24 protein-coding genes are annotated in these 18,242 nt (G+C 61.9%); 11 read left to right on the top strand and 13 right to left on the bottom strand.

Going from position 1 to position 18,242, the window contains the following annotated elements:
* Window positions 1-14: 14 nt before the first annotated feature.
* The 3 genes from EB815_RS23735 to EB815_RS23725 all read right to left on the bottom strand — a co-directional run bounded on the left by EB815_RS23735 (window position 15) and on the right by EB815_RS23725 (window position 2,819).
* Entirely contained in the window at window positions 15-1,178 is a 1,164-nt protein-coding gene (locus EB815_RS23735) for an alpha/beta hydrolase (RefSeq protein ID WP_056566609.1), read from the bottom strand.
* Window positions 1,179-1,321: 143 nt separating this feature from the next.
* Entirely contained in the window at window positions 1,322-2,395 is a 1,074-nt protein-coding gene (locus EB815_RS23730) for an alpha/beta hydrolase (protein ID WP_056566606.1), read from the bottom strand.
* Between the two features lie 100 nt (window positions 2,396-2,495).
* Window positions 2,496-2,819, bottom strand: a complete 324-nt coding sequence (locus tag EB815_RS23725) for a hypothetical protein (protein WP_244493945.1) — start codon at window positions 2,817-2,819, stop codon at window positions 2,496-2,498.
* A 200-nt stretch (window positions 2,820-3,019) separates the two neighbouring features.
* Between EB815_RS23725 and ilvA the strand changes: the two genes are divergently transcribed.
* Together ilvA and EB815_RS23715 are read left to right on the top strand one after the other, a co-directional pair.
* Window positions 3,020-4,276 carry a threonine ammonia-lyase IlvA gene (ilvA, locus tag EB815_RS23720; protein WP_056566601.1) on the top strand — a complete coding sequence of 419 codons (1,257 nt, stop codon included), beginning with the start codon at window positions 3,020-3,022 and terminating at the stop codon, window positions 4,274-4,276.
* Window positions 4,273-4,827 (top strand): DUF1697 domain-containing protein, encoded by a 555-nt coding sequence (locus EB815_RS23715; protein WP_056566598.1) that lies wholly within the window; start codon window positions 4,273-4,275, stop codon window positions 4,825-4,827. The genes ilvA and EB815_RS23715 overlap by 4 nt, the downstream gene beginning before the upstream one ends.
* 1 nt (window position 4,828) lies before the next feature.
* Here EB815_RS23715 and EB815_RS23710 read toward each other — a convergent pair whose 3' ends face one another.
* On the bottom strand, window positions 4,829-5,119 hold the full coding sequence (locus tag EB815_RS23710; RefSeq protein ID WP_056566595.1) for a DUF2218 domain-containing protein: 291 nt from the start codon (window positions 5,117-5,119) through the stop codon (window positions 4,829-4,831).
* Window positions 5,120-5,245: 126 nt separating this feature from the next.
* Window positions 5,246-5,686: a lactoylglutathione lyase gene (gloA, locus tag EB815_RS23705; protein ID WP_056566592.1), complete on the bottom strand. Its 441-nt coding sequence runs from the start codon at window positions 5,684-5,686 to the stop codon at window positions 5,246-5,248.
* Between the two features lie 217 nt (window positions 5,687-5,903).
* Between gloA and EB815_RS23700 the strand changes: the two genes are divergently transcribed.
* From EB815_RS23700 to EB815_RS23690, 3 genes are read left to right on the top strand one after another with little or no spacing between them, the layout of a single operon-like run.
* Window positions 5,904-6,500, top strand: coding sequence for a cold-shock protein (locus EB815_RS23700; RefSeq protein WP_056566589.1), 597 nt, complete (start codon window positions 5,904-5,906; stop codon window positions 6,498-6,500).
* A gap of 24 nt (window positions 6,501-6,524) precedes the next feature.
* Window positions 6,525-7,088, top strand: coding sequence for a DUF192 domain-containing protein (locus EB815_RS23695; protein ID WP_056566586.1), 564 nt, complete (start codon window positions 6,525-6,527; stop codon window positions 7,086-7,088).
* A 19-nt stretch (window positions 7,089-7,107) separates the two neighbouring features.
* Window positions 7,108-7,875, top strand: a complete 768-nt coding sequence (locus EB815_RS23690) for an alpha/beta fold hydrolase (RefSeq protein WP_056566583.1) — start codon at window positions 7,108-7,110, stop codon at window positions 7,873-7,875.
* Between the two features lie 22 nt (window positions 7,876-7,897).
* Here EB815_RS23690 and speB read toward each other — a convergent pair whose 3' ends face one another.
* Both speB and EB815_RS23680 read right to left on the bottom strand, forming a co-directional pair.
* Window positions 7,898-8,863: an agmatinase gene (gene speB / locus EB815_RS23685; RefSeq protein WP_056566868.1), complete on the bottom strand. Its 966-nt coding sequence runs from the start codon at window positions 8,861-8,863 to the stop codon at window positions 7,898-7,900.
* Window positions 8,864-8,964: 101 nt separating this feature from the next.
* Window positions 8,965-9,570 carry an HD domain-containing protein gene (locus tag EB815_RS23680; protein ID WP_056566581.1) on the bottom strand — a complete coding sequence of 202 codons (606 nt, stop codon included), beginning with the start codon at window positions 9,568-9,570 and terminating at the stop codon, window positions 8,965-8,967.
* 146 nt (window positions 9,571-9,716) lie between these two features.
* Here EB815_RS23680 and cysE point away from each other — a divergent pair, with 146 nt between their 5' ends.
* On the top strand, window positions 9,717-10,565 hold the full coding sequence (cysE, locus tag EB815_RS23675) for a serine O-acetyltransferase (protein WP_056566866.1): 849 nt from the start codon (window positions 9,717-9,719) through the stop codon (window positions 10,563-10,565).
* Window positions 10,566-10,715: 150 nt separating this feature from the next.
* Complete coding sequence (locus EB815_RS23670) at window positions 10,716-10,919, top strand: DUF3126 family protein (protein ID WP_019857879.1); 204 nt, start codon at window positions 10,716-10,718, stop codon at window positions 10,917-10,919.
* 48 nt (window positions 10,920-10,967) lie between these two features.
* On the opposite strand, the gene EB815_RS23665 is transcribed toward EB815_RS23670, so the two are convergent.
* Complete coding sequence (locus tag EB815_RS23665) at window positions 10,968-11,699, bottom strand: hypothetical protein (protein WP_056566863.1); 732 nt, start codon at window positions 11,697-11,699, stop codon at window positions 10,968-10,970.
* A gap of 132 nt (window positions 11,700-11,831) precedes the next feature.
* Here EB815_RS23665 and EB815_RS23660 point away from each other — a divergent pair, with 132 nt between their 5' ends.
* Complete coding sequence (locus EB815_RS23660) at window positions 11,832-12,158, top strand: DUF6949 family protein (protein ID WP_056566577.1); 327 nt, start codon at window positions 11,832-11,834, stop codon at window positions 12,156-12,158.
* A gap of 19 nt (window positions 12,159-12,177) precedes the next feature.
* The gene (locus tag EB815_RS23655) at window positions 12,178-12,705 is read left to right on the top strand and encodes a gamma carbonic anhydrase family protein (protein WP_056566573.1); all 528 of its coding nucleotides are present in this window, start codon (window positions 12,178-12,180) and stop codon (window positions 12,703-12,705) included.
* A 47-nt stretch (window positions 12,706-12,752) separates the two neighbouring features.
* On the opposite strand, the gene EB815_RS23650 is transcribed toward EB815_RS23655, so the two are convergent.
* The 4 genes from EB815_RS23650 to EB815_RS23635 form a co-directional block, all read right to left on the bottom strand.
* Window positions 12,753-13,505: an NYN domain-containing protein gene (locus EB815_RS23650; protein ID WP_056566570.1), complete on the bottom strand. Its 753-nt coding sequence runs from the start codon at window positions 13,503-13,505 to the stop codon at window positions 12,753-12,755.
* Window positions 13,506-13,762: 257 nt separating this feature from the next.
* Window positions 13,763-14,371, bottom strand: coding sequence for a transglutaminase-like cysteine peptidase (locus tag EB815_RS23645; protein ID WP_056566567.1), 609 nt, complete (start codon window positions 14,369-14,371; stop codon window positions 13,763-13,765).
* A gap of 293 nt (window positions 14,372-14,664) precedes the next feature.
* Window positions 14,665-15,282: a PilZ domain-containing protein gene (locus EB815_RS23640; RefSeq protein WP_065005071.1), complete on the bottom strand. Its 618-nt coding sequence runs from the start codon at window positions 15,280-15,282 to the stop codon at window positions 14,665-14,667.
* 120 nt (window positions 15,283-15,402) lie between these two features.
* Window positions 15,403-16,035 (bottom strand): PAS domain-containing protein, encoded by a 633-nt coding sequence (locus EB815_RS23635; protein ID WP_056566561.1) that lies wholly within the window; start codon window positions 16,033-16,035, stop codon window positions 15,403-15,405.
* A 420-nt stretch (window positions 16,036-16,455) separates the two neighbouring features.
* Here EB815_RS23635 and EB815_RS23630 point away from each other — a divergent pair, with 420 nt between their 5' ends.
* Both EB815_RS23630 and EB815_RS23625 read left to right on the top strand, forming a co-directional pair.
* Complete coding sequence (locus EB815_RS23630; protein WP_056566558.1) at window positions 16,456-17,214, top strand: rhomboid family intramembrane serine protease; 759 nt, start codon at window positions 16,456-16,458, stop codon at window positions 17,212-17,214.
* A gap of 88 nt (window positions 17,215-17,302) precedes the next feature.
* Window positions 17,303-17,734 (top strand): CBS domain-containing protein, encoded by a 432-nt coding sequence (locus tag EB815_RS23625; protein WP_056566860.1) that lies wholly within the window; start codon window positions 17,303-17,305, stop codon window positions 17,732-17,734.
* Window positions 17,735-17,782: 48 nt separating this feature from the next.
* On the opposite strand, the gene EB815_RS23620 is transcribed toward EB815_RS23625, so the two are convergent.
* Complete coding sequence (locus tag EB815_RS23620) at window positions 17,783-18,040, bottom strand: YjhX family toxin (RefSeq protein ID WP_013895772.1); 258 nt, start codon at window positions 18,038-18,040, stop codon at window positions 17,783-17,785.
* Window positions 18,041-18,242 lie beyond the last annotated feature (202 nt).

The following is an 18,242-nucleotide window of genomic DNA, read 5'->3' as shown; positions in this document are numbered from 1 at the left end:
GTACCGGCGCCTGCTCACCCGCCGGTGACGATGGTCAGCACCTTGAACGGCGTGGTGATGACGACCTCGGCGACTGAACCGACGGCCTTGCCGAGGCCCTGGCCGAGATTGTTGAGCTGTGCCGGGTCGGGCTCGTCGGAGGCGAGGCCGGCAGGGGTGCGCAGCCGGTCGCCGAGCAACTGCACCAGGATCGGATTGTCGGCGAATTTCGCGTGGTTGAGGCCACCGTCGCCGCCCTTGGCCTTGGTCAGGTCGACAACGGAGACGCCATAGCTGGCGAGGTCGGCCGCATTGCCATAGTCGCCGACACGCGGCTTGTCGCCAGAGATAAGTGAAGACAATTTGAGCGCCCGGTCATCGCCTGAAAGCAGCACGGCAAACGGCTTGTTCGGCTTGCCGTAGCGTATCATCTGCTTCTTGAACACGTCGACATCGATGTCGGGCGAAGCCAGGACGACATAGCCGAGCTTGCCGTCGAGATCGCGGTCGCCGGTGATGGCGAGCTGGCGCAGTGCCTCCATGGTCAGCCAGGTTCCCATTGAATGGGCGATGATGTCGATGCTCTTGACCCGCGTCTTGGCGAGCATCCTCAGCGTCGCCTCGAGGTCGTCGCGGGCGGCGTTGGCGCTGTCTTTGTCGTAGATATAGCCCGTCGTCTTGGCGCTCGACGCCCAGGAGAACAGAACCGGCGTGCCGGGATACTTCGTGTCGTGGGCGATCTGCGTCAGCCGGTAGATGCCATCGTCGAAGCCGTTGTTGAAGCCGTGCACGAACACCAGTGCGCGATCGCCGCGCATGGCGATGTCGGCGCCGACCGCCTTGGCGAATTGCGGGCCATCGCCATAGTGGACGACATTGGTGGCGGTGAATTGCTTGGCCGGGTTTGAGTTGGCCGAGCCCTTGGCCCGCTCGATGGCTCCGACCTGGTGGACCTTCGGCACGGTGACATCGACACGGGCGTAGCTGGTGGTCAACGAGCGATCGCCGTCGAACACCTGCCGTGGATCCTTGGTCGCCTGCTGGCGGGTGGTGGCGACAAAGATCTCGTGGGTGGCCGCGATGTCGGAGGCGGGAACCGTGACCGTCGTCTTGTTGAGCAGATCATGCGTGTTCTGGCCAGCACAGCCGGCAACGGCGAGCGCCAAGGCGACGACGAAACTCTTCAAGCGCAAGGTCAAGCGCCGGCTCCCGCGACGGGGGACGTCAAACGCATGACGTCGCACACCATTCCGATATAGCCAGAGGCCGGCGTGGTCCAGTTCAAAGTGGCCTGACACTGCCGCAAGGGTGAACGGACACGGCGAAATCCGTGGTGCCGCATCTATTGCCCGAGCAGGCTGATGCGGTCGGTCACGTCCCGGTCGCTGGCAAAGCCGTCATCCTCGCGCAGCCGCTGGCCGATCATCTTCACCAGCGCCGGATTGTCGGCGAATTTCGTATGGTTGAAGCTGTCGCTGCCTTTGACCTTGGAGAGATCGACGACCGTCACGCCATAGGAGGCAAGATCGGCGGCATCCTTGTAATCGCCGACGCGCGGCCGCGAACCGGCGATCAGGCCGGAGAGTCTCAGCGCGCGGTCGTCGTCGGACAACAGCAGGATGAACGGCTTGTCGGGCTTGCCGTAGCGGCGCATCTGGCTCTTGAACACATCGACATCGATGTCGGGCGAGGCAAGCACCACGTCGCCGAGCTTGCCGCCGAGATCGCGGTCGCCGCTGATGGCCATCTGACGCAGCGTTTCCATGGTCACCCAGGTTCCCATCGAATGCGCGACAATATCGATGCGCCGCGCGCCGGACTGCTGCAGCATGCGCAATGTCACTTCGAGCTGGTCGCGTGCGGCGCTGGCACTTTCCTTGTCATAGACATAATCGGTGGTCTTTGCGCCCGAGGCCCAGGAAAACAGCACCGGCGTGCCCGGATAGCCGGAATCGTGGACGATCTGGGTCAGGCGATAGACCGCGTCGTCGAAGCCGGTGTTGTAGCCATGCACGAAAACCATGACGCGGCCGCCGCGCGCCGCGATATCGGCGTTGAGCGCGCTGGAGAATTTCGGCTGCGCATCGTAGCCGACGACCTCGGAAGCCATGAAATATTTGGCCGGATCATCCGATTTGCCGCGTGAGCGCCGTTCGATCTGACCAGTCTTGTGGAGGCCTGGGACGGTGACATTCACGCGCGCATAGTTCAGCGTCGCCGAGCGCTCACCGTCGAAAACCTTGTTGGGATCATCGGATTTCTTGCGCGTCGTGGCAATGAAGATGGAGTGGTTGCCGGCGATTTCGGTCACCGGCGCGGCGACGATGGCGCTGCCAAGCAATTCCTGCGTTTGCGGGCCGGCGCAGCCGGCGGCGAGCAAGGCGAGAACAACGGTAAGTATCTTCTTCAAAGGCACGTCTGAAATTCCACTCCGGCCAAAAGGCCCATCCACCCCCGCGACACCTCCCGGACAGGGAGAGTGCGGCAGAACTAAGTCGTGTCCCGTCGAAATGTGGTCAGCGGCTGCTTACGGCCATCGCAGTGTTGCGCGAAAGCCAAAATGGGAAAGCCGGAATGTTGGAGAAGGGCAGCACCTCCGGCTTGAGGCGGATGCCGACATCCGACCTGAAGGCGCGCCGCGCCTCGACACGGCTCCAGGCTTGGGGACAGCGCGCCGCGAGCCCCTCGCGCGGCGCGTCGTCGGCGAGCGCGATGCCATCCTCCATGTTGGCGGCATGCTCGCGGTCGCCATGGGTGTTTCGGGCGACCGGCGTCATCGCCATCGGTTCGCCGAATTCCGGCAGCGACATGGATTTCAGACCGACTGATGCAACAGGCATGAACAAACGCCTCCAAGTGCTTGCAAGGATTCTGCGAATGCCCTTTGCGCAAGGGCATGAAGGGCCGGACAATGGCGTTGCGGAGCCGGATATGCAATAGGCAGGGTCGGCTGCGCCGGATCAGCTTGCAACAGATAGGCGCTGTGCGGCCGGATCGATGACAGGTCTGTACGAAACATGCGGCACAAGGTGGCTTTCCGATGAGCAGTTTTTCCTCCCGCGTCGCCGTCGCCGCCGTGGCGCTCCGTCAGATCTTTCCGGAAACGCCGCTGCAGGAAAACGACTACCTGTCGAAAAAGACCGGCGCTCGGGTGCTGCTGAAGCGAGAGGATTTGAGCCCGGTGCGCTCCTACAAGATCCGCGGCGCCTTCAATTTCTTCCGCAAGGCGCTTGCCGCCGGCAACCAGGCTGACTTGTTCGTCTGCGCGTCGGCCGGCAACCATGCACAGGGTTTCGCGTTCGTCTGCCGCCATTTCGGCAAAAAAGGCGTGGTGTTCATGCCGGTGACGACGCCGCAGCAAAAGATCGACAAGACCAGGCTGTTCGGCGGCGATTTCGTCGAGATCAGGCTGGTCGGCGACTTTTTCGACGACTGCTATCGCGCCGCCTTCGAATTCACCGAAATCTCCGGTGCCCACATGGTGCCGCCCTTCGACCACAAGGACATTATCGAGGGGCAGGCGACGGTGGCCTATGAGATCGCGGACCAGATGGCCGGTGCGCGCATGCCTGACATCATCATGCTGCCGGTCGGTGGCGGTGGGCTCGCCGCCGGCGTCACCCACTATTTCGCCGATCAGGGCAGGGAGGCGCGCTTCGTCTTCTGCGAGCCGGCCGGGGCGCCGAGCCTGCACGACAGCCTCGCGGCCGGAAAGCGGCTGAAGCTCGCGAAGGTCGACAACTTCGTCGATGGCGCGGCGGTGGCCGAGATCGGCCGCGAACCCTTGCGGTATCTCAAGGACTTTGCCGCCGACATGGTGCGGTTGATCCCGGAAAACCGGCTCTGCGCGACCATGATCGAGATGCTCAATATCGAAGGCGTCGTGCTCGAGCCGGCCGGTGCGCTGGCGATCGATGCGCTGAAGGATTTTTCCAGGAAGGAAATCCGCGGCAAGACCATCGTCGCCGTGGTCTCGGGCGGCAATTTCGATTTCGAGCGGCTGCCGGACGTCAAGGAACGGGCGCTGCGCTTCGAGGGCCTGAAGAAGTACTTCATCATCCGCTTCCCGCAACGCCCCGGCGCGCTGCGCGATTTCCTCGAAATGCTGGGTCCGGACGACGACATCGCGCGCTTTGAATATCTGAAGAAGTCGGCGCGAAATTTCGGCTCGGTCCTGATCGGCATCGAAACCAAGGACCGCCGCAATTTCGACCTGCTGAAGGCAAACTTCGAGGCCGAAGGCGTCCAGTACCAGGATATCACCGACAACGAGACATTGGCGGGATTCATCATATGAGCGGCAAGGTTTTCATCGCGCTGTTTTCCGGCATCAATGTCGGCGGCAATCGCATCGTCAAGATGGCGGAGCTCAGGTCGTTCTTCGAGGATCTCGGCTTTTCCGATGTCGCCACCTATGTACAGAGCGGCAATGCCGTGTTCCGGGCCGGCAAGGGCGACGCGGCCGCGCTAACCAGGCAGATCGAAACGGCCTTCGAGAAGAAGTGGGGTTTTCATTCCCGCATCATGGTGCGCGATCTCCCATGGTTCGAACGGCTGGTGAGTGAAAATCCCTATCCGGAAGCGGCCGCCGACCACACCAAGCTCCATGCTTATGCGCTGGAGCGTGAGCCCACCGTCGACGAGGTGGCGCGGCTGGCCGAAAAGTGCACCGGCCCAGAGCGCTTCGAGGTAAAGGGCGACGTACTCTACCTCAGCGCGCCCGATGGCCTCGGCAAATCCGTGTTTGCGAACCTCATTCCGCGCGTTCTGAAGGTGCCGGGCACCGCGCGCAACTGGCGCTCGGTGCTGGCGCTGCTGGAGATGGCCGGTCAGGCCGGCAAAACCTAGATCACGCCTCCGCCGGCTTCCAGTCGAAGGTCAGTTCCTCGCGGAAGGCGAAGCGCTTGATATGATCGGCGACCACGCTTTCCAGGCGCTCGAGCGCTCCTGCCTCATCGGTCGACACCGTGATGTGCAGTGCGGCCGCATCGGCATCCATGACGGTGCGACCAAGCGAGAGGTCGATCGCGCCGTGGTGCGGATCGAACTCGACCGGGAATTTGTGCGCCCAATGCTTGCACAATTGCTGCAGGTAGCGGCTGGCATGTTCTGTGGCGACGTCGGCATGGCTGGATGGCATGTGGAATTCTCCGCGGACGGGTGCCCGTTCCCTGACAATGGGCCGGCGCTGGCACGGCACGACACAGATAGGCAGTATCTTGCCGAGCGCAAAGGGTTGCCGGGCGCTGTCCGCCCGGATCAACGCCTACCAGCTTCCGGTGTTTGCCATCGAAGCCCAGGGTTCGGCCTTGGCCTTCGCCGGGCCTTTCTGCAAAAGCTCGATCGAGATGCCGTCCGGCGACCTGATGAAGGCCATGTTGCCGTCGCGCGGCGGCCGGTTGATGACGACGCCATTGTCCATAAGATGCTGGCAGGTGGCGTAGATGTCGTCGACCTCATAGGCGAGGTGGCCGAAATTGCGCCCGCCCTTGTAGTCTTCGGGGTCCCAGTTGTAAGTGAGTTCGATCAGCGGCGCCTTCTCGTTGATGCCGCTCTGCTCGTCCTCGGAGGCGGCAAGGAAGATCAGCGTGAAGCGGCCCTGTTCGTTTTCATAGCGGCGGACTTCCTTAAGTCCGAGCTTGTTGCAGTAGAAATCGAGCGAGGCATCGACATCGGCGACGCGGACCATGGTGTGCAGATAGCGCATGTGTTTTCCTCGTTCTGTTGGGATGCGGCGCAACATAGGGTCGAGCCGTGCAAAGGGCAATCTGCCGGCGGCGGGCAATGCCGGCAAAGAACAAATCCGGTATTCGCGCAATGAACCGTGAAAAAAGGCACGGCAGGTCTTGCACACACCGGAAGCCGCGGTGTTAATCTGGTGTCAAGAATCAGTTGCGGTGTTCTTGCAAAAAGGGGGCATTCTTATGGGGGAAAAGGCCTCTTTGACGGGGCGGGCCGGAACCCTTGGCGACGCCTTGAAGCGCGATGAAGGCGGCGATGCCGCCGACCTGACCGAAATTGCCGGCGCCATCAAGTGGTTCGATGTGGCCAAGGGCTATGGGTTCATCCTTCCCGATGACGGTGTCTCGGGCGATATCCTCCTCCATGTGACATGCCTTCGAAAAGACGGCTTCCAGACAGCCTTGGAAGGGGCGCGCGTCGTCTGCCTGGTCAAACAGGGCGATCGCGGGCTGCAGGCATTCCGCGTGCTGTCCATGGATGTCACCACCGCTGTCCATCCCGCGGAAATGCAGGAACAGCGCACCCATGTCGCGGTGACGCCGGAGAGCGGGCTCGAACGCGCTTTGGTCAAGTGGTTCAACCGCACCAAGGGTTTCGGCTTCCTGACGCGTGGCGAGGGCACCGAGGACATCTTTGTCCATATGGAGACCTTGCGCCGCTACGGCATCACCGAGCTTCGGCCGGGGCAGGTTGTGCTTGTCCGTTTCGGTCGTGGTGACAAAGGCCTTATGGCCGCCGAAATTCACCCCGATATGGGCACCTTGCCGATCTCGCACTAGGGCGATTCCGGCCGAGGATTTCATATGGCTCACAAGAACTGGCTGACGGCGGGCGTGTTGTGCGCCGCTGCTGCCGTCATCATCGCCGCGGGCGCCTTCTTCTATTTCCAGGTCCCCAGCGCGGCCGACGGCCGGGCGATGATCCTTCCTGTCGACCCGACGCCGCTGGTCGCGGTGACGAAACAAGGCGAACGCTCCTTCTCGATCGAAGTCGCCGACACCGAGGCCGAGCGTGAGGCCGGCCTGATGTTTCGTGAGGACATGGCTGCCAATCATGGCATGCTGTTCGTCTTCGATGAGACACGCAATGTCAGTTTCTGGATGAAGAACACGCCGATGCCGCTCGACCTGATCTTTGTCGGCCAGGACGGCAGGATCCGCGCGATCAAGCAAGGGGAGCCGCAATCCGAGGCGATTGTGTCGCCCGGTGAACCGGTCCGCTTCGTACTTGAGCTCAAGGCCGGCACGGCCGCCAAGGACGGTATCGTGGACGGCGATCTGTTGCGCCATCCCGTGATCGGCACCGCGTCGGGGCCCGGCATGTCGCCGGCGGACAAGGGCGATTCTCCGAACGTCGATTCCGACTGAGAGCAGGGGTCGCCTTCCGATGCAGTTTTTTCCCCATGACGGGTTCGATCTTGCCTTCCTCGATCGCCAGCCGGTGTCGGGCGAGGGCGATCCCGTGCTCATGATCCACGGCTTCGCTTCGAGCCATTATGTCAACTGGGTGTCGCCCGGCTGGTTCAAGACGCTCAACGACGCCGGCTATCGCGCCATCGCCTTCGACAATCGCGGCCATGGCTCTTCATCCAAGAGCTATGACGAGGCCGACTATACGCCCGCGAAAATGGCATCCGATGCCGCCGCCTTGCTCGACCATCTCGGCATCGAACGGGCCCATGTGATGGGCTATTCGATGGGCGCGCGCATCGCGGCGTTCCTGGCCCTGTCCGATCCGGACAAGGTGGCGACGCTGGTCTTTGGCGGCCTTGGCATCGGCATGATCGACGGCGTCGGCGACTGGGACCCGATTGCCGCGGCCCTGCTTGCCGAGGATCCAGCCGCGACCACCCATCCGCGCGGCCGCTCCTTTCGCGCCTTCGCCGACCAGACCCGCAGCGATCGCCGGGCGCTTGCCGCCTGCATCGCCAAATCCCGGGAATTGCTTGACGAGACAGACATTGCTCGCATCGCCCAGCCGACACTGGTTGCCGTCGGTACGACAGACGATATCGGCGGCTCGCCCGACGAGCTTGCCGCCCTGATGCCGAACGCCAGGGCTTTCCACATCGACGGCCGCGACCACATGCTGGCGGTCGGGGACAAGACCTTCAAGCAACGCGTGCTGGAGTTCTACGCCGAATATCCGCTTTGACCGCCCGCGCTGGTGCTTGCGCTTAGTCCGGTGCCCGTGCTGCCTGAACCGACTTCGCCAGCACGCACAGCAATTCGAACATCATCGTGGCACCCGCCAGCGCCGTCATGCCGGCGAGATCGAACGGCGGCGCCACTTCCACGACATCGGCGCCGACAATGTTCAGCCCGTCGAGCAGGCGCACCATTTCCTGCGCCTCTCGGGTGGTGAAGCCGCCGAGCTCGGGCGTGCCGGTTCCCGGCGCCATCGACGGGTCGATGCAGTCGATGTCGAAGGTCACATAGGTCGGGCCGGTTCCGGCGATGGCGCGCGCTTCCTCCATGACGCTGGCGGCACCCCGCCTGACGAATTCCTCCATGTAGATGATGCGAATGCCCTGGGCGACCGCCCAATCGTGCTCGCCCGGTTCATAGATCGAGCCTCGGATGCCGATCTGCACGACACGCCTGGGGTCGAGCAGGCCTTCCTCGATAGCGCGGCGGAACGGCGTGCCGTGCGTATAAGGATTGTCGCCGAAATAACGGTCGTTGGTGTCGGAATGCGCATCGAAATGGATCATGCCGACCGCACGTTCCCTGGCGACGGCGCGCAGCACCGGCAGTGTCGTCAGATGGTCGCCGCCAGCGGCAAGCGGAATGGCGCCTGCCGTCACGATCGCGGCGATGCCTTCCTCGATGCGTTTCAACCCGTCCAGGAGATTGATGGGATTGACCGAGAGATCGCCGACATCGGCGACATTGGCGATGCTGAACGGTTCGGTCCCCGAGACGTGGTGGACGCGCCGCATGAGGCTCGACTGGTTGCGGATCTCGCGCGGGCCGTGGCGGGCGCCGGCGCGGTTGGTCGTTCCGCCATCCCACGGTATGCCGAGGAGAGCGATATCGAGCCCTTCGGCGCTGGCCACCGCCGGCAGCCGCATGAAGGTCGACAGCCCGGCAAAACGGGGAACGGCCGAGGCATCGACCGGCTGGAAGAAATTGCTACTCATCATGTCGGCACCTCAGAAGAGTTCACGTTTGACGATATCGGTGTCTCGCAGTTCTGCCTCCTTGGGCCGCGTGCGAAAGCCGGGAGAACCAGAGCGAAAAATCACGAAGGCTTCTGCAGGGTCTCCAGCGAGCGCGCCATGTTCAGCCTGGCCTGAGGCTCGAAGCGCTGGCGAAATTCCTGCGTATGGAAGATATGCGGGCGGGCGAGGAAATCCTTCAGCACGGCACCCCGTCCGGCACGCCACATCGGCTCCTCCACCCAGCCATATTCGCGGCGGACCGCGCGCTCATAGGCGTCGAAAGCATCCGGCGCGCTACCCAGGATGGACAGGTCCATGTCGAGGAAGAGGCTGGCGTCGCGTGTTGCCGCCGCGTTGTCGAACAAAGGCAATTGGTGCGTGGCGGTGGCGAGGATCATCGCGCTGATGCGGTTCAGACGCCCGGCATCGGTGCTGCCCACAAGCTTTTTCTCGGCAAGAGCTGCACTTCTGGCCTCATTGTCCTTGGCCTTGCTGTCGTAGATGGCGTCGTGGAACCAGATCGCCGCTTCAACCGCCCGGGGGTCGTCGAGCAGCGTTCGATAATCGCCGGCCAGCGCCAGCATCGCCTCGATATGGGCGAGGTTGTGGTAGTGGCGATCCTCGGCTTGGTAGAGCATTGACAACTCGGTTTTCAGAGCCGGGTCGATCAAGGGTTCGTTTTCCATGGCTGCTTGAATTCCTGCGAACCAAATCCATTTGACGAAGCACTAAGGAAAATTGAGTTCAATCGTGCTATGATCTGGCTTATATGTGCGGCCAGATAGCAGGCAAGCACAACAGGCAAGCCAGCAGGACGCAGGACGAGACGTCGATGAACAGCATCAGCATTTCCCGCCACAGCGCGTTGCAGCCGGTCGATCCGATCTGGCGTTCAATCCGCGACGAGGCGATGGACGCGGTCAACCGCGATCCGTTGCTCGCCGCCTTCCTCTATTCGACGATCCTCAACCAGGAGAGCCTGGAAGAGGCCGTCATCCACCGGATCGCGGAACGGCTGGCCCATCAGGATATCGGCTCCGATCTCATCCGCCAGACCTTCAAGACCATGCTGACCGACGACAAGGACTGGCCGACCACCGTGCGCGTCGACATCCAGGCCTATTACGACCGCGACCCGGCTTGCGACCGGTTCATCATGCCGGTTCTGTATTTCAAGGGTTTTCACGCCATCCAGACCCATCGGCTGGCGCACTGGCTGTGGAACCAGGGCCGCAAGGATTTCGCGCTCTACCTGCAGAGCCGTTCGTCCTCGGTCTTCCAGACCGACATCAATCCGGCCGCGCGCATCGGCAAGGGCATCTTCATCGATCACGCCACCGGCTTGGTCGTCGGCGAGACCGCGGTGATCGAGGACGATGTATCGATCCTGCACGGCGTGACGCTGGGCGGCACCGGCAAGGCAGGCGGTGACCGTCACCCCAAGATCCGCCGTGGCGTGCTGATTGGCGCCGGGGCCAAGATCCTCGGCAACATCGAGATCGGCCATTGCTCCAAGGTCGCCGCCGGATCGGTGGTGCTGTCGCCCGTGCCGCACAACAAGACGGTTGCCGGCGTGCCGGCCCGCGTGGTCGGCGAGACCGGCTGCGACCAGCCCTCGCGCCAGATGGACCAGCTCCTGCCGTCGCAGAAGATGGACCAGGTGATCAGTTTCGACATCTGATTCCGCGCCGGCGCGCTGTCCGGCGTGATTGCGATTGTGCCCGGTAGCCGCCGCTTCCGGTGCAATACGGCCGGCTTGCCTTTACATCGCCATTGTCGACGTGCCAGAAGCGCCCTTCAAACCAGCAAGCCCGATGATCGGAGAAGACTGTTGAAGCCGGACGAAATCAGAAAGCTGGACGCCTATTTCAAGCGCGTCTTCCAGAACCCCAAGCTTGAGGTCAAGGCACGGCCACGCAAGGAAGATTCGGCCGAAGTCTATGTCGGTGACGAGTTCCTCGGCATCGTCTTCAAGGACGAGGATGACGGCGACTACAATTTCTCGATGGCGATCCTCGACATCGATCTGGGCTGAGCCCGCAAATCCAAAGACAGGCCGCGCCGGGCGTGGCCTGTCTTTGCATCAATGTCCGGTCTTCAGGAATCGCCCGGCCTCGGCCGTGATCGCCGCGTCGAGCGTCTGCCAGTCGCCGAGGAATTCCTTGGGAAAACGGTAGGTGAGGCTGAGATCGTTGCCGACATGGACGTCTCGCTCGCAAGGCGCCAGAGATTGATCGGCACTCGGCCCGCTCAGGCAGCGAGCCACGAAGGGATCCTTGCCCGGGCGCTTGCCGACAACCAGCACCTCGTTCAGATACCCTGATTTCTCGTTGAAACCGTAGACCGTCGTGCCTCCAGGTCCCGGAATGCCGGGCTGGACGATGAGCGCGCTGTAGATCGGCGCGAACCGGCCACTCATGTCGCGCGACATCATCTGCGGTTCGAAGGACAGGAAGACGATGTTCCTGTTGGCTTCCGAGTGATTGAAATCGTCGCGAGCAGCCTCGCTGTAGCCGTCCATCTGGGGATAGCGCAGATAAAGGTCGAGACGCGAGGCGATGCCATCGCGCCGGGCTTGGGCGAAACGGATGAAATTGGCCGGCACCGCGATGACATTGTTGCCGATGACGACCTGGCGGATGGTAGGATCATCCGTGTATCCGGCCATGGCGATCGAATGGCCGAACCATTTGCCGCCAAGGCTGATCGCCACGGACAGCAAGGCAAGTGCCGCGAAGGCGTAGAACACCCGCTTCATCAGCATGGAATCGACCACGGTGAGTTCCGGGCCGTCGGCGATCGCTGCCTGCTTCATCTCGGTCCTCATCCACCGCTCGTCCGCCATTCCAGTTGTGCCTCGGCGGCACACATCACGCGGCACGGCTCTTGCAGCCTTCCTGAAACGACTGTGCGATTTCATGGTAAATGGAAGGTTAAGGTGGCCCAGATGGAACTCTTCCTGTTTGCTTTTCTCGTCGGGCTGACGGTTTGCGGCCTGACGGGCTCGGCGATGGAACTGATATCAGGCCGCAAGGTCGCCTTCACCGAACCCTACGTATCGCCCTCGCATGTGCTGCGCTCGCTGGCAGCCACGGCTGGCGCCGGGCCGTTCATGCTGGTCAACGATGCCCTTGATGCGCGGCGTGAGGGTCGCATCTCGACCGTCGCGCTCTTGTCATGCGGCTGCACGGCGATTGCCTGGTCCCTGGCGCTGGGCATTGTCACGCTCGCCATTGCCTCATGGATGATCAGTCTCCTAGGGTCCGGCATCTGAGACGATTCGGAGACCGACAATGCCGCTTTATGCGATCGACGGAACAGAGCCCAGCTTCGAGGATGCGGGTTCAAACTGGATCGCGCCCGATGCGACGCTGATCGGCAATGTGCGCGTCGGCCGCAATGCCGGCTTCTGGTTTGGCGTCGTCATTCGCGGCGACAACGAACCTGTTGTGATCGGCGCTGACAGCAATGTGCAGGAACACACGGTCATGCACACCGATCCCGGCTTTCCGCTGACCGTCGGCGAGGGCTGCACGATCGGCCACCGGGCCATGCTGCATGGCTGCACCATCGGCGACAACAGCTTGATCGGCATGGGCGCCATCGTGCTGAACGGCGCCAGGATCGGCAGGAATTCGCTCGTTGGCGCCGGCGCGCTGGTCACCGAAGGCAAGGAATTTCCCGACAATTCGCTCATCGTCGGCTCGCCGGCCAAGGCGATCAGGGTGCTGGACGACGCGGCCGTCGACAGGCTGCGCGCCTCGGCCGCGCACTACGTCGCAAATGGCAAGCGCTTCAAGGCAGGGCTGAAGAAGCTTTGAGGTCATGACCCAACTGACAGGGTGCGGGGACGGCAGTCCCGCGTGGATCAGGCGGATTTGTTCTTTCCTTTCCTTACGGTCGCAGGCTTGATTCGAATGCGCATGGCTCCCCCTTTGGGCGCTTCGATCTCGAATTCGGATGTATTCCTCACCAGGTCGCTCAGTTTGCCGAAACCGTAGGTGCGAGGGTCAAAGTCGGAGAAGAGGTTCGAGAGCTGCTTTCCGAACGTGCCGAGCAGCACCCAGCCATCTTCGCTGTCCATCTGGCCGATGACTTTCTTGAGTATCGGCAGCGCGGCACTGGATGATTGAAGCGGCTTCGATGCGGGCGCGGCGTCCGGGATATTCGCCGGGCCACGCAGAAGGTTTTCGGTGTAGATGAATCTGCGGCAAGCCTGCCGAAAGCTCTCCGGGGTTTTCTGCTCTCCGAACCCGAAGACATCGACACCCTGTTCGCGTATGCGCGCAGCGAGCCGCGTGAAATCGCTGTCGGAAGAAACCAGGCAGAAACCGTCGAAACGGCCGCTATGGAGCAGATCCATCGCGTCGATCACCAGTGTAATATCGGAAGCATTCTTGCCAGTGGTATAAGCGAACTGCTGCTGAGGAATGATCGCGTGCTTCGCCAATATGTCTGCCCAACTCTTGGACCGTGTGCTGGAGAAGTCGCCATATATACGGCGCACGCTGGCCTCGCCGATCTTCGCGATCTCCTCGAACAAACCGTCGGCAATCTTGGCGGAGGTGTTGTCCGCGTCGATAAGAACCGCAAGACGCGGTGATCGAGCTTCGGTCGGCATAAGGCCTCCTGCTGCTGATATCTTCTGGAGATATAGGGCGCGAACGCACCATGCCATGGAATTGGGATCAATTTTAGCAGCTACCCCGGAAATGGCGGAGCCGGCCCGGGGACGGGGCCGGCTCCTTTGACCCGGTCGTTGGGGACGGGGAGGGTGGGGACTCGACCGGGTTTCTCCTCAAGCGCGTCGCGATGCGCTTAATTTCTGTTCCATGCATGCCGCAAAACCGCTGCCGCTTTGGGCGACATGCTGGCGCACTAGCGGACGCTGGCGACCGCGTCGGAACGGCCGTCGTTGATCGTCACCCAAACGCCGGAGTTTTCCGTCGATTGACGCTTGAGATAGGTGTAGTCGGTGTCCGTCCAGGACAGCACCTTGGTTTCCAGATTGTCGAGGATGAACTCGCCGAGGCTGGTGCGCACGGTCAGCACGGCGTGGCCGTCGCCATTCGGCTGGCGTGCAACCGTCATCAGCAGATCACCCGCCGGCACGCCAGCGTCCATCAGTTCGCGGCGCTTCTCCAGCGCGTAGTCCTCGCAATCGCCGTAGCCGTTGTCGGGATAGGCCCAGTACTCCTCGACACCGTAGTTTTCCATGTCGGTGCGCGGTTTGATGCGGCTATTGACCGAATTGTTGATGCTGACGATCGTCGCCCAGAGTTTGCGGCTCAGGTCGACTGGGGCGCCCTTGGGCGTCTTCTCGTTGCATTCGCCAGGGATGCGCTGGCAGAATTCGTAGTGGCCGACAGGCTGCGTGGTACGGCCGCCGGTGTGCATATAGGCCGGTCCCGCGGCATATGCTGATCCCCAGGCGGAAAGCTGCATCGCCATTGCCATCAGCAACAGCTTGCCCCTCGTTTCTTTCATTTCTAGTCTCCCCGTTCGAAGGAGACATTGCCACATGTGGATTTATTTGACGCAAAGGCGCGAAGCAGACTTTAAGTAAAACGCCAGTAGAATAAACATAAAATTTGAATCATTTTGGTATTTAATTGTTTGGATTATCAGTTTGTGAAGAGCGTGAGGGCTTCGCTGCCCATGGGGCGGGTGGCCACTTTTGGGCTGCCGCGCGGTTCAGCCGCTTCCGGAAATTTTCCTGGATGATTGCCGCAACAAAAAACCGGCCGCGAAGGGCCGGCTTGATTGCTTGCCCGCGCCGGTCAGGCGCGGGGCGTGTTGAATTCGGAATCGAGCGTTTCGGGACGTTGGATGACGGCGAATTCTATGGCGACGCCATCCTCGAAATGACGAACGACCTGGCCACGCATGGTGCCCAGCATGACCTGGACGCCGATGGCCGGCTTGACGTCGATTTCGATCGCCGCGCCCGACAGCGACAGATCGATGATCCGGCACTGGTACTGACGGCCGTCGGTGAGTTGCAGCACGCTGGTCGGGTTGCGCGGCGCGACGCGTTCGTGGCGGCGGTCTTCCGGCAGGTCGAGTTCGTGCTTGTTGGCAAGCCAGGTCAACTGCGCCGCAAGCTTGTCCTTCTTGCGGTCGGACGCGATCGCCGTCATGGCGAAGCCGTCCTGCAGCGTGCGTGTGACGACGCCTTCGATGCGGCCGATATGGTCGATATAGGCGATCACCTTTTCGCCGGGCATGCCGATGCGATCGGTGCGGAGCGCGACGTTACCGGGCGACATGTCGACGACCTGGCAAGGATGCTCGGTGCGGTCTTCCAGCATGAATCGCCCGTATATCTTGACCCGGACGCGCTGAAAGTTACGCCTTTCAGCTTGGGACGGCGCGTAGTCGACCGCCGCTGACCTCATGACTGCCTACACCCCGTTTGGCATTCCCGCGCGTCGATGCGAAGGACTTCACCGGAGAATTACAACAAAGCGGGTTAACAAAGGGGAAAAACGAGCCTGCGGCACCCGTGGCATGATCAACTATTCCTCGCGCCCGCCGTCAAAGACGACGAGATGGCGGATGCGGCGCGCCCGGCCAAGCGCCGAGATCGTATCGGGCGCATCGAGTTCGGCTGGAACAAGCGAGGGGACGTCGATCGCCGGACGGTTGTTGAGCAGCTCTTTCTCCGGATCGATGACACGGATCGAATCGATCAGTGCGTCCGTGATCGGGTCGGCACCCAGCCAGAATGGCTTCTCCACGGCGCTGACCACGCCGAGGCAGCGCTGGTTTTCGATGCCGCCGTCAAGCGGCAAGGCAAGCAGTTCGAACTTGTTCGAGCGGCCGTTGCGACTGAAGCCCTCGAATATGATCAACACGACCGATTTCTGATCGAAAACCCCATGAATCAGCCTTGAAACCAAGCGCTGATCCTTCTCGCGCCATAGTGACGGGAAGGAGAAACCCTTGAGTTCGCGGCCATAGCAGGCGCAGAGCCTGGTGCCGGCCAGGCGGAACACCGGCTGCCCACGTGTGTCCCTTTCCAGGATGAACGTATCGGCCAGCAACGACTTGATATCGGCCGGTTCGACTTCCGATCGCTTCGGGGCAGGGCGTCCGTCACGCAGACGGTTCCAATAATGGAACAGCGTGATCGATCCGTTTTGGTTCATGGTATGCTGCTCCGCGCATTCTGTCGTCTGATGTCCCATCGGTGAACAGAAGGGCGCCCTCCGATGACCTACATGCGTTGCGGAGCAGGAAGCGTGCCAGCGTCGTTAACACTTGTTCACGGGTCGGGGCCGTTAAGGTTAACAACTGGTTTACGTTGCGCCCGGGCAGGCCCCGTGGCACACCAAAACCACTCCAGAAGCGGTCGTTTCGCGACGATCGGCAGCACTTCAGTCAAGAGTTTTAGGGGAGCAGGGGGCTCGACCGGCCGTTCAAGGGAAACCTTGGACGGCTTCTTTTTTGATTCGCACCAAGGCGATTCGCTGTTTGCGGTTCCATTGACCATGATCTAGATGCTGCCAGATCGAACCAGCCCCAGATCGAACCAGCCCCCATATCGAACCAATAGAGTGCGATTGCAGATGAGCGAACCGCAAGATCCTTCCGAGGGCGAACACGCCGAACCGATGCCGGAGCCCCGGCGCGAGCCGGTGTTCAATCTGCCGCCCGTCGTGCTGGCGGTGATCGGCATTTGCGCGGTCGTTTTCCTGCTGCAGCAATATGTGCTGAACGACGCTCAACAGATGACGCTGTTGTACGACGGGGCCTTCATCCCCGTCCTCTACACCGGCCAATACGGCTTCGACTGGTTCCTGCTCACGCGGCCCTTCACTTACGCCTTCATGCATGGCGGGTTTGCGCATATCGCCATCAATATGGTCTGGCTCGCCGCCTTTGGCTCGCCACTGGCCAATCGTCTCGGCGGGCTCTGGTTCGCCCTGTTCTTTGCGGCCACCGGACTGGCTTCCGTGGCGCTTTTCTGGGCCATGCACCCCTATGGCGAGGCACCGCTGGTCGGCGCCTCCGGCGCCATATCAGGCATGATGGGGGCCGCGGCGCGTTTCGGTTTCCGCACCGACCGATCGGCCGGCAAGGCTGCCTTCGCTGGCCCCGTGCTGCCGATCGCGGTCGTATTGCGCTTGCGCGGCGTCGTGATCTTTCTCGCCGTGTGGATGATCATCAATCTCGCCACCGGCCTGCTCGGCTTTGCCCCCGGAGTGGACGGACAGATCGCCTGGGAGGCCCATATTGGCGGCTTCGTCGCCGGCTTCTTCGGCCTGCGCTGGTTCGACCGGCGATGGCAGCCGCCCGAATGGGAGACCGCCGACCGCGGCACTTGAAATGCAACGGATCACGGCGCACGATGTTCACTCTTACGTGACAGCCGGTCTGGGCAGGGGGCCGGCAGGCGAAGCAGAGGAGGACGCCATGACGGTTAAGGCAATTCTGGAAAGAAAAGGCCACGACGTGCTGACGCTCGGGCCGAACGAAAAGCTCAGCGAAGCCATCCGCATCCTCGCCGAACACAAGATAGGCGCGCTGGTCATCACCAATGGCGATCGCAAGATCGTCGGCATTCTGTCGGAGCGCGACATCGTGCGGGTCGTTGCCAAGGAAGGTAGCGCCGCGCTTGATATCGCCGTGCGTTCGGCAATGACGCCGAAGGTGAAGATCTGCAACGAGAACCACACCGTCAACGAGGTGATGGAGATCATGACCAGGGGCCGTTTCCGCCATCTGCCGGTGGAAAAGGACGGCCTGCTTGATGGCATCGTCTCCATCGGCGACGTGGTCAAGCGCCGCATCGAGGATGTCGAGCGCGAGGCGGACGAGATCAGGGCCTATATCGCCACCGCCTGAGCGGTGAACGGAGCCGCCGGCCGGAAGTCCGACCGGCGGAACCATATGCTATCTGTTGTCGAGTTCGGAGCGGACGAGCTCGAGCCCGCGCCTTGTGATGCGGTAGGGACCGCCGCCAGACGACGAAACCGCCTTCTTGCGTTTCAGTTTTCGAAACAGGTCGAGATCGACGCCCGGATAGTGCCAGCCATCGCGGGTCAGGCATTTGACGGAGGCGATCCGTTTCTTCTGGTTCTTTTCGATTTCAATGCGTCCGCCCTGCGCAAGCAGGTGCAGGATGCGCTGTTCAGTGCGCGAAATATCCATGGGAGAGTTTCCGGGAAAACAAAAAATGCCGCCGCCGCGAAGCTTCGCGGCACGGGGTTTCAGGTTTTCTGCCCTGCCTCGCTAGGAGGTCAGGGCCCTACCGGGACTGAGCGTAAGTGGACATCCACTCTCCATTGGGATCAGCGTCCTATAAGCGAGAGCGGCTGAAAAGGCTAGCCTGCGGCTTTGCGCTTGTCTCTTT

The sequence above is a fragment of the Mesorhizobium loti genome, assembly GCF_013170705.1.
Classification (GTDB): domain Bacteria; phylum Pseudomonadota; class Alphaproteobacteria; order Rhizobiales; family Rhizobiaceae; genus Mesorhizobium; species Mesorhizobium loti_D.
Note: the sequence above shows the minus strand (reverse complement) of the source record. Positions and strands in the feature narration are given on the sequence as shown.